Below are 7,411 nucleotides of genomic sequence, written 5' to 3'. Positions count from 1 at the left end.
GGCGGTCGGACCAGCGGCGGCGCCCGGCCTGCCCCGGGCTCCGGCCGCCCGGCACCGCGCCGGTGCGGCCCGTCAGGCCGCCGCGCCGAGGACGGGACGCGGCGGCGCCGCGCCGGTCGTGGACGAGGAGTTCCAGCCCCTCGGCGATGCCGGCGGGCTCTCCGGGGCGCAGGGTGCGCTCGCGCCCCTGGTGGAGGCGGAGCAGGAACTCGCCGCCGGAGGTGCGCCGCAGCCGGTGGCTGCCCGCCGCCCCCTGGGCCGTGCGCTGCAGCACGGGGGCCGCGCCGCGGACCCGGTCCACCGTGAAGTGGAAGTCGCCGCCCGGACTCTGCCGGGCGCGCACGGTGAGCTCGTCGAGCGCTCTGCCCTCCAGGCTCAGCTCCAGCCGCACGCCGGTCAGATCACGGCCGGCGACGGCGGCCCGGCGGCGCACGGCGGCGAAGGCGGCGAGCAGCAGCGCAAGCGCGGCGCCCGCGATGACCGCCCACAGCCAGCGGTCCCACCAAGTGGGCGGGGCCACGACGCGGATGCCGGGGAACGCGGTGTCGAGCACGGCTTCGTCCTGAGTGGCGTCCACCACGGCGAGAGTTCCGCCGAGTTCCCCGTACGGCGCCTTCTCACCGATGGAGAGGGTGAAGCTCACGCTGGTGCTCTCGGAAGGCGGCGCGGTGACGGTCGCCGGGCTGATCTTCACGGCGGAGCCGGGCGGCTGGTCCTCGAGGGCGAGACGCAGCGTGTGCGGCACGGTGTCGTTGTTGGTGACGTCCAGAACGCCGGTGACCTCGCCGCCGGGCTGGACGGCGGCCCGGTCGACGGTCAGCCCGGCCGTGACGGGCCGGGGGCCGTCGCTGACGCCCGCGTAAAGGGGTCGCTGGTCGGCCGTGACGCCGGGCGCGGCCATCGTGGTGGTGATCGCCAGCTTTCCGGCGGCCGTCTCGGGCACCGTGACCTCACCGGTGAACCGAACGTCGCCGGCCTCGCGGTCCGGTTCCGCGCCGTCGTCGGCGAGCTCCACGGTGACCGGGTCGAAGCCGCTGCCGGACATCCGGGCCGAGACCTCGACCCCGGCCAGCAGTTCCGGATCGCTGATCACGACGCCGCTCCGGGTCTGCATTCTGACCTCCACGACGGCCTTCTCCCCGGCATGCGGGGAGGCGGGGTCCAGCGTGACGGTGGAGCGCAGCCTGCCCTGCCAGATCGCCCGGACGGCCACCTCGCGGTCCCGGTGTCCTTCGGGGGCCTGGACGCTCACGCGCCAGCGGCCCGGCAGCGGGTTCTTGACGCGCAGCGCCTCCACCGGGCCGTCCTGGCCGCTGACCTCGAAGGCCGAGCCGTCGAACGCGCCGCGGGTGGGCACTTCGCGGCCCTTGGGGTCGTAGTAGGTCACCGTCACCTTGGGGTCGTGCTTGCTGACGGTGATGGAGCCGTCGGTGGCTACCGGGGGGATGGTGACATGGAGGTCGGCGGGGGGTTTGCCGATCGTGCCGTCGACAAGGCCGGCGCAGCGGGCGGCGGCGAAGGTCTCCTGGAACGCCTTGTCGATGTCGGCGGAGCTGTCGACGACCCGCATTCTGGGGGTGGCGTCGGGCCGGTCGGCGCAGCCGTTGCGGTAGCCGCCCTCCGCCATGGCCGTGAGCGCCGCGCGGTCGATGCTGCTGCCGAAGCCGAGCGGCCAGACCTGTACGGAGGCGCTGCGGGCGCGGGCGAGTTCCTCTTTCAGCCGCTTCTCGCCGTTGGCCTGGCGGTTGGCGGGGTCGGTGCCGTATTCGGGGCTGTCGCGCACGTCCAGCTGTCCGTCGGTGAGCAGGAAGACGACCTTGGGGGTGTCCTTGCGCGCGTCCTCGGTCAGCCGGTCGACGGCCTGGCGCAGGGCGGCGGGGAAGTCGGTGCCGGGTCCGGTGCGTTCGGGGTCCCGGTCGGACAGGTCCGGTACGCAGTCGCTCAGCCGCTGCCGTCCCGCCGCGTCGGCCACGGTCAGCGGGCAGACTTCGCGCACGGGTGTCTGGCCGGGCTTCTCGGAGCTGGCGAATCCGATGACGAGGGCGCGCGAGCGCTCCGATATCTCGCCCTGGCTGAGCAGGGCGGCGGCCTCCACCTCACGGGTGAGGTCCTTGTCGGAAAGGCTCTTGGACTGGTCGACGACGACTGCGAAGTCGATGGGGTCGGGTCCGTCTCCCGGGGCGGCGGGCGCCCGGAGGGCGGCGGGGGCGGCGGCTTCCGGCGCGGTCGCGGCCGAGGGGGCGGCCGCCGGGCCGGACAGGGCCAGCAGCACACCGGCCGCCGTCAGCGCGCCCGCCTTGCTTCTCAGGTGCATCGTCTCTCACCACAGTTCGCTGAGGAGGGCCAGCAGCCCGCCGAGCGCGAGAGACCCCACGCCCAGGCGCAGCCACCGGTATTTCGCGGCGAGCACGGCTCCGTGCACGCTCGCCTGGTCCAGCAGCCAGCCGGTGACGTTCTCGCGGGACGCGACGAGGCGGGCCAGCAGATGTTCGACGGAGGCGTGGGCCGAAAGATCGCGCAGCAGGGTGCGGTCGGCGCCGATCCTGGTGCGGGGCAGGATCACGGCGACGAGCATCAGCAGCCCGGCGGCCCAGCACAGCGCGGCGGCGATCAGCAGCGGCCCGGCACCCGAGCCGTCCGCGGGCGGCAGCGTGCTCCCGTCGGACACCAGGACGGCGAGGACCGCCACCGCGCCGGACAGCAGGATCGCCGCCTTGGTGTCGGCCCTGCCGATGTCCTCCCGGACGGAGGCCAGCAGCCGTTCCGCCATGAAGCGGACGTCTTCGGGCGGGGCGTCCGGCTCCGGGAGCGGGGGCCCCGGTGCCGCGGGGGGCGGGGCCGCGGGTCCCGGTGCGGCCGGTTCCGGGGCCGCGGGTCCCCGTGCGGCCGGTCCCGGGGCGCCCGGTCCCCGTGCGGCCGTCATTCGTCGTCCCAGTCGTCGAAGGCCTCGCTGGGCCTGGACCGGCCGCCCGGCGCGGAGTTGCGGCTCCGCTCGAAGTCCCGATCGAAGTCCCGATCGAAGTCCCGCTCGAAGTCCCGCTCGGAGGCGGGTTCGACGCGGGTCGGCTCGTACACATGCCGCCGCTCCGGGTCACCCTCCGCGCCCAAGCCCTCGTCGGACTCCCAGGAGGGACGCCGGGGTTCGGGCCGGCGCGGCTCGGCCGGCGGCCGGGGGGCGGATCGCTCTTCCAGTTCGGGTCGCCCTCCGGCCGGCTGCGGCAGGACGCGTTCGGCGACGCCGCCGAGGACGCCGCCGGTGCTGCGACGCAGATACTGGAGCACTTCGTACATCTGCTCGCCGATGTCATGGCGCTCCAGCACGCCGGTGTCGATCAGCCGGTTGAACAGCGCCAGGAAGTCGGCCTGTCCCTCCCTCTTCTCCTGCCGGAGGGCGTCCCGGATCGCCCACTGCTTGTCCGGGTTCTGCGCCATGTGGTGGGCGATCTCGGCCTCTTCGCCGCGTAGCAGCAGAACCTCCAGCTCCCTCGCCCGCTCGGCGACCAGCCCCCGCTCGTGCTGGTCCTTGCGCCGCTCGCGCTCGGCCTTGCGCTCGTCCGCCGCCATCTCCAGGTCGATCTCGTGCCGCCGCCGCACCTTGCGCTGCACGGCCTTGCTCAGATCGACGAAGACGTGGACGCGGGTGCGCAGTCCCAGATCGCGGCCGAGGGACAGCCGGCCGGCGCTCAGCTCGTCCCGTACGGCCTCGTCGGCGCGCTGCGCCTCGGTGAGCGCGAACCGCCGCGAGATGGCGCGCAGCCCGTCCAGGAGGTCGTCGTGCAGCAGCTCGGCGACGTCCCACACCCGCTGGGTGACCACCAGATAGGGGTCGGCCACCTCCCAGTGCACCTTGGCGGAGGCGTCGAAGAAGACGCTGTCCCCGGCGGCGGGCAGCCGGAGGTCGAACTCCGTGACGTTCCGGCCGAGCAGCACCTCGAAGACGGTGTACGGGCGGCTGAGCCACTGCCGCCGATGGTTCTCGCGGCGGTCCGGCCACTCCACCACATGGCCGCCGTCCCGGTAGAGCACCACGGCGGCGAGCTGTCCGCTGGTGCGCCGGTACGGCGGTGTGCACTCACGTACGAGGGGTCCCTTGGGGCGTTCGCTGTGGCCCCGCTCCGGTCCGGGCTCCTGCCGGTCCGGGCGCTCGTCGGGCTCCGGCGAGCTCATCGGTCAGCTCCTTCCCCCACCGCGTCCCACATCCTTCCGGCAGCGGACTTGTCCATCGGGTCGTCCCGGTCCTTGACGAGTTCCTCCAGCAGGCCGCGCAGCCGGTCCCGGTCCCTGCGCTGCGCGCCGAGCAGCGGCAGCAGTCCGCACACCGCCTCCAGCGCCACCTCGTCGTCCTCGGCGGCCCTGCGCAGCAGCCCGCCGAACGCCTCCAGCGCCACCTCGCCGGAGCGGGCGACGGACAGCGTGCGCCGCACGAGCGCGGCGAGCGGCTCGGTCAGCTCCGGCCGGGCGGCGAGCAGGGCGGTGAGCAGCGGACGCGACCGGTGCGGCTCCAGCGCCGGGACGTCGGTCAGCCCCCACAGATAGGTGGTGCGGACGTCGACGGCGCCGATCACCGACAGCAGCACGAGGTCGGCGAGTTCCCGCCGGCCGTCCCTGAGCCAGGCGCCGAGCCGGCGGACCACCGTCTCCGGCTCGTCGGAGGCGAGCAGCCGCACCACGCTGAACGAGGCCGCGGCGAGGGCGGCCCCGTCCTCGTCGGAGCGCACGGCCTTGGCGAGCGCGTCGAGCGAGGCGCGTACGGACCCGGCGGGCAGCCCGTAGCCGTGCGCCATCACGGCGGTGGTCAGCAGTGCCTCGTCGTCGCTCTGCGCCCACTGTTTCAGCAGGGCCTTGACCGCGGGCTGCACCGCGGAGTCGCGCGCCGCCTCGGCGAGCGCCGTGGCGGCGGCCATCCGGGTCGTCGGGCTGTCGGTCAGGGCCATGGGGCGGATCAGTTCGCCGTATCCGTGGATCCAGTCCCAGGAGCACAGGACGCCCGCGGCGATGGCGGCCCGCACCCACACCTGGGGGCGGGGGTCGTCGCACAGCATCCTGAGCCAGCGCGCCATCGGACCGCGGGCGTTGTGGTAGCCGTGCCACACCTCGCGCAGTACGGCGGTGGCCAGGCCCTCGCCCTGGAAGCGGATGGCGGTGACGGGGACGGCGGCGTCCCCGAGGTCGAGTTCGCCGTCCTCCAGCACGGCCCGGGCGACCATGGGGCGGATCTCGGCGTGGGTGCCGAAGAGCCTGCGGCCGACCGCCTCGCCCGGGTGGAGGGTCACGGAGAGTTCCCAGGCGAGGAGTTCGGCGGCTTCCGAGGTCAGGCTGTACGCGGAGCCGTTGAAGGCGGCGACGGCGATGCGGAAGGCCGCGGCGCTCAGCGCGGGCAGGGCCTCGGGGACGGTGCCCGGCCGGTCCGCTCCGGCGAACCAGGACCGCGTCTGCGCCCGGACGAAGGCGGCGCACTCGCCCAGGAGCTGTTCGTGCGTCAGCTCGTCCTTCTCGCGGCGGGCGAGGAGTCCGGCGAGCCGGGCGGCTTCACGGGGGCGCAGCTCGTCCAGGCCGAGGGCGGCGCGGACGTCGTCGCGTGCGGCGGTCTCCAGGGCGCGCTGGAGCGCGCCGTCCGGCTCGTCCTTGAGCAGCATCCGCAGATGGCGGCCGAGGACCTCGGCGGCGGGGGCGGGCGGGCAGTAGACGCCGTAGCGGCCGCGCAGCAGCCGGTCGGCCAGGTCGCCGCTCTCGACGAGCACCACACCGTACGCCCGGGAGGCGCGCAGCTGTGTGCTGAACCGGTCCAGATGCAGCTCGGAGAGGCGGGCCGGGCCGGGCGAGCCGGAGTGGTCCTCGCCGCTGCGGCCGCCCCGCTCGGGGGTGTGCTCCGCTTCGTCGGAGGACCATTCCCCGTCCGGGGGCAGCTCCAGCAGATGGCCGGCGCCGCTCTCCAGCATGTGGTCGTCGATCCGGTGCAGCCGGCAGCTGGGGTCCAGCCGGGTCACGCGGTGGTCGGCAAGCTCCGAGAGCAGGGCGAGCGCGGTGGCCTTGCGGCCGCTGCCGGGTTCGCCGCACAGCACCAGCAGGCCGTCGGCGCGCAGGAGCTGCTTCATCCGCTGGTAACCGGTGACCTCGCAGTAGACGGCGTCGAGGTCGCGGAGCGCCTCGTGCGGGACGGCGCCGTGGACCAGGGCCGGTGCGGCGTCCCGGGCGAACTGGTTGATGAAGTAGTTGCCTTCGAATATCTGGCCGTCGCCGCCGATGTCGACGCGGCGCCCGACGTCGCGCGCCTGGGCGAAGGTGCGGCGTGCTGCGTGCGCCGTGCCCGCTCCGCCGGTGCCGCCCGCGCCGCCGGGCCTGCTGCGCACGGCCTGCTGGAAGGGGTCGGGTTCAGGCTGCTGCTCCGGGCCGTCCTCGGCGTCGGCGGAGGCGGGTTCCCTGCCGTCCCCGCGGCGCCCGTCCCGCCGGTCGTCCCTCCTGTCCCCCGTCCTGCCCTCCTCCCTGTGGTCTTGGCCCTGGTCTCTTCCGTCGTCTCCCCGGCCGCCTTCGTCCGGTGCCGCGGCGGTGTCGTGCTCGTCGCTCATGTCCCGTCCCCCTCACTGCGGCTGCGGCCGTCGCGGTCCTTGCGGATGCCGGTGAAGCCGCCGTGGAACTGGTTGCCCTGGAAGACCTGCATGTCTCCCCGGGCGGAGTAGTGGCGCTCGGCGCCCGGCGGCCGCGGGTCCTTCGCCGTCCGGGGAGGCTGCGGCGGTGGGCCGTCCCCCTCCGGCCCACCGCCGGCCCCGTCCGCGGCCGGGCCGCCGAGCGGCGGCTCGGGCCGGCGGGGTATGTGGAACCAGGCCTTCTCCTCGGTCTCCTTGTTCCGGACCACGGCCTGGCGGTAGCAGTCCGGCTCCACATAGCGGCCGCCTTCGGCGACCACGTTGGCGTACAGCCAGTCGGAGACGACCAGGAGCAGATCCGCCCGTTCGGCCCGGACCATGATCTGCTTGGCCGTGTCGCTGTCGCACAGCCGGCAGGCGAGGTCGACCGCACGCCCGACGAGGCCCCTGCCGTCGTCGAGCACCAGTCCCGCGTGCATGCCGACGCGCAGCCGCAGCGGGCGGGCCCGGCCGGCGTTCAGCTCCCGCAGACTCTCGTAGAGGGTGTCCACCCAGCGCCCCACCATCAGGGTCGGCGGCAGATCCGGCGGAAGGGCGGTGAGGATGCCGTCGCCCCGGTCCTCCTGGTGCATCCGTGCGGGCTCGACGCCCACGGACGCGTATGCCTCCGCCGTCGCCTCGTACATCACGGCGCGGTCGCGCCTCTTCGCGTCCAGCCCGAGTCCGCCCGATCCGCAGGCGTCAGCGAAGACCACCGTTCTGGGGACGGCTTGCGCACTGCTCACGGGGACTCCCTTGACCTTGACGGTGCTGTGACGCTTGGTGAC

At 74.6% G+C, this 7,411-nt stretch carries 5 protein-coding genes; all 5 read right to left on the bottom strand.

The features are described 5' to 3' along the window. The coding region (locus tag QCN29_RS32925; protein WP_279932753.1) for a VWA domain-containing protein at window positions 1–2,314 on the bottom strand (2,314 nt) is incomplete at its 3' end. 6 nt (window positions 2,315–2,320) lie between these two features. Beyond that, window positions 2,321–2,770 (bottom strand): Pycsar system effector family protein, encoded by a 450-nt coding sequence (locus tag QCN29_RS32920; RefSeq protein ID WP_279932752.1) that lies wholly within the window; start codon window positions 2,768–2,770, stop codon window positions 2,321–2,323. Between the two features lie 149 nt (window positions 2,771–2,919). Continuing rightward, complete coding sequence (locus tag QCN29_RS32915; RefSeq protein ID WP_279932750.1) at window positions 2,920–4,167, bottom strand: hypothetical protein; 1,248 nt, start codon at window positions 4,165–4,167, stop codon at window positions 2,920–2,922. Next, window positions 4,164–6,566 carry a hypothetical protein gene (locus QCN29_RS32910; RefSeq protein WP_279932749.1) on the bottom strand — a complete coding sequence of 801 codons (2,403 nt, stop codon included), beginning with the start codon at window positions 6,564–6,566 and terminating at the stop codon, window positions 4,164–4,166. Before QCN29_RS32910 ends, QCN29_RS32915 begins: the two co-directional genes overlap by 4 nt. Continuing rightward, window positions 6,563–7,369, bottom strand: coding sequence for a nucleotidyl cyclase domain-containing protein (locus tag QCN29_RS32905; RefSeq protein ID WP_279932747.1), 807 nt, complete (start codon window positions 7,367–7,369; stop codon window positions 6,563–6,565). Before QCN29_RS32905 ends, QCN29_RS32910 begins: the two co-directional genes overlap by 4 nt. Window positions 7,370–7,411: the final 42 nt, after the last annotated feature.

Source organism: Streptomyces chengmaiensis (genome assembly GCF_029846775.1).
In the GTDB taxonomy this organism is placed as follows: Bacteria; Actinomycetota; Actinomycetes; order Streptomycetales; family Streptomycetaceae; genus Streptomyces; species Streptomyces chengmaiensis.
This window is presented reverse-complemented; position numbering and strand designations above follow the sequence as displayed.

Excerpts from the sequence above, each read along its gene's own strand:
- QCN29_RS32920 (WP_279932752.1), bottom strand. The coding sequence starts at position 2,770 with ATGGCGGAACGGCTGCTGGCCTCCGTCCGGGAGGACATCGGCAGGGCC.
- QCN29_RS32915 (WP_279932750.1), bottom strand. The coding sequence starts at position 4,167 with ATGAGCTCGCCGGAGCCCGACGAGCGCCCGGACCGGCAGGAGCCCGGA.
- QCN29_RS32910 (WP_279932749.1), bottom strand. The coding sequence starts at position 6,566 with ATGAGCGACGAGCACGACACCGCCGCGGCACCGGACGAAGGCGGCCGG.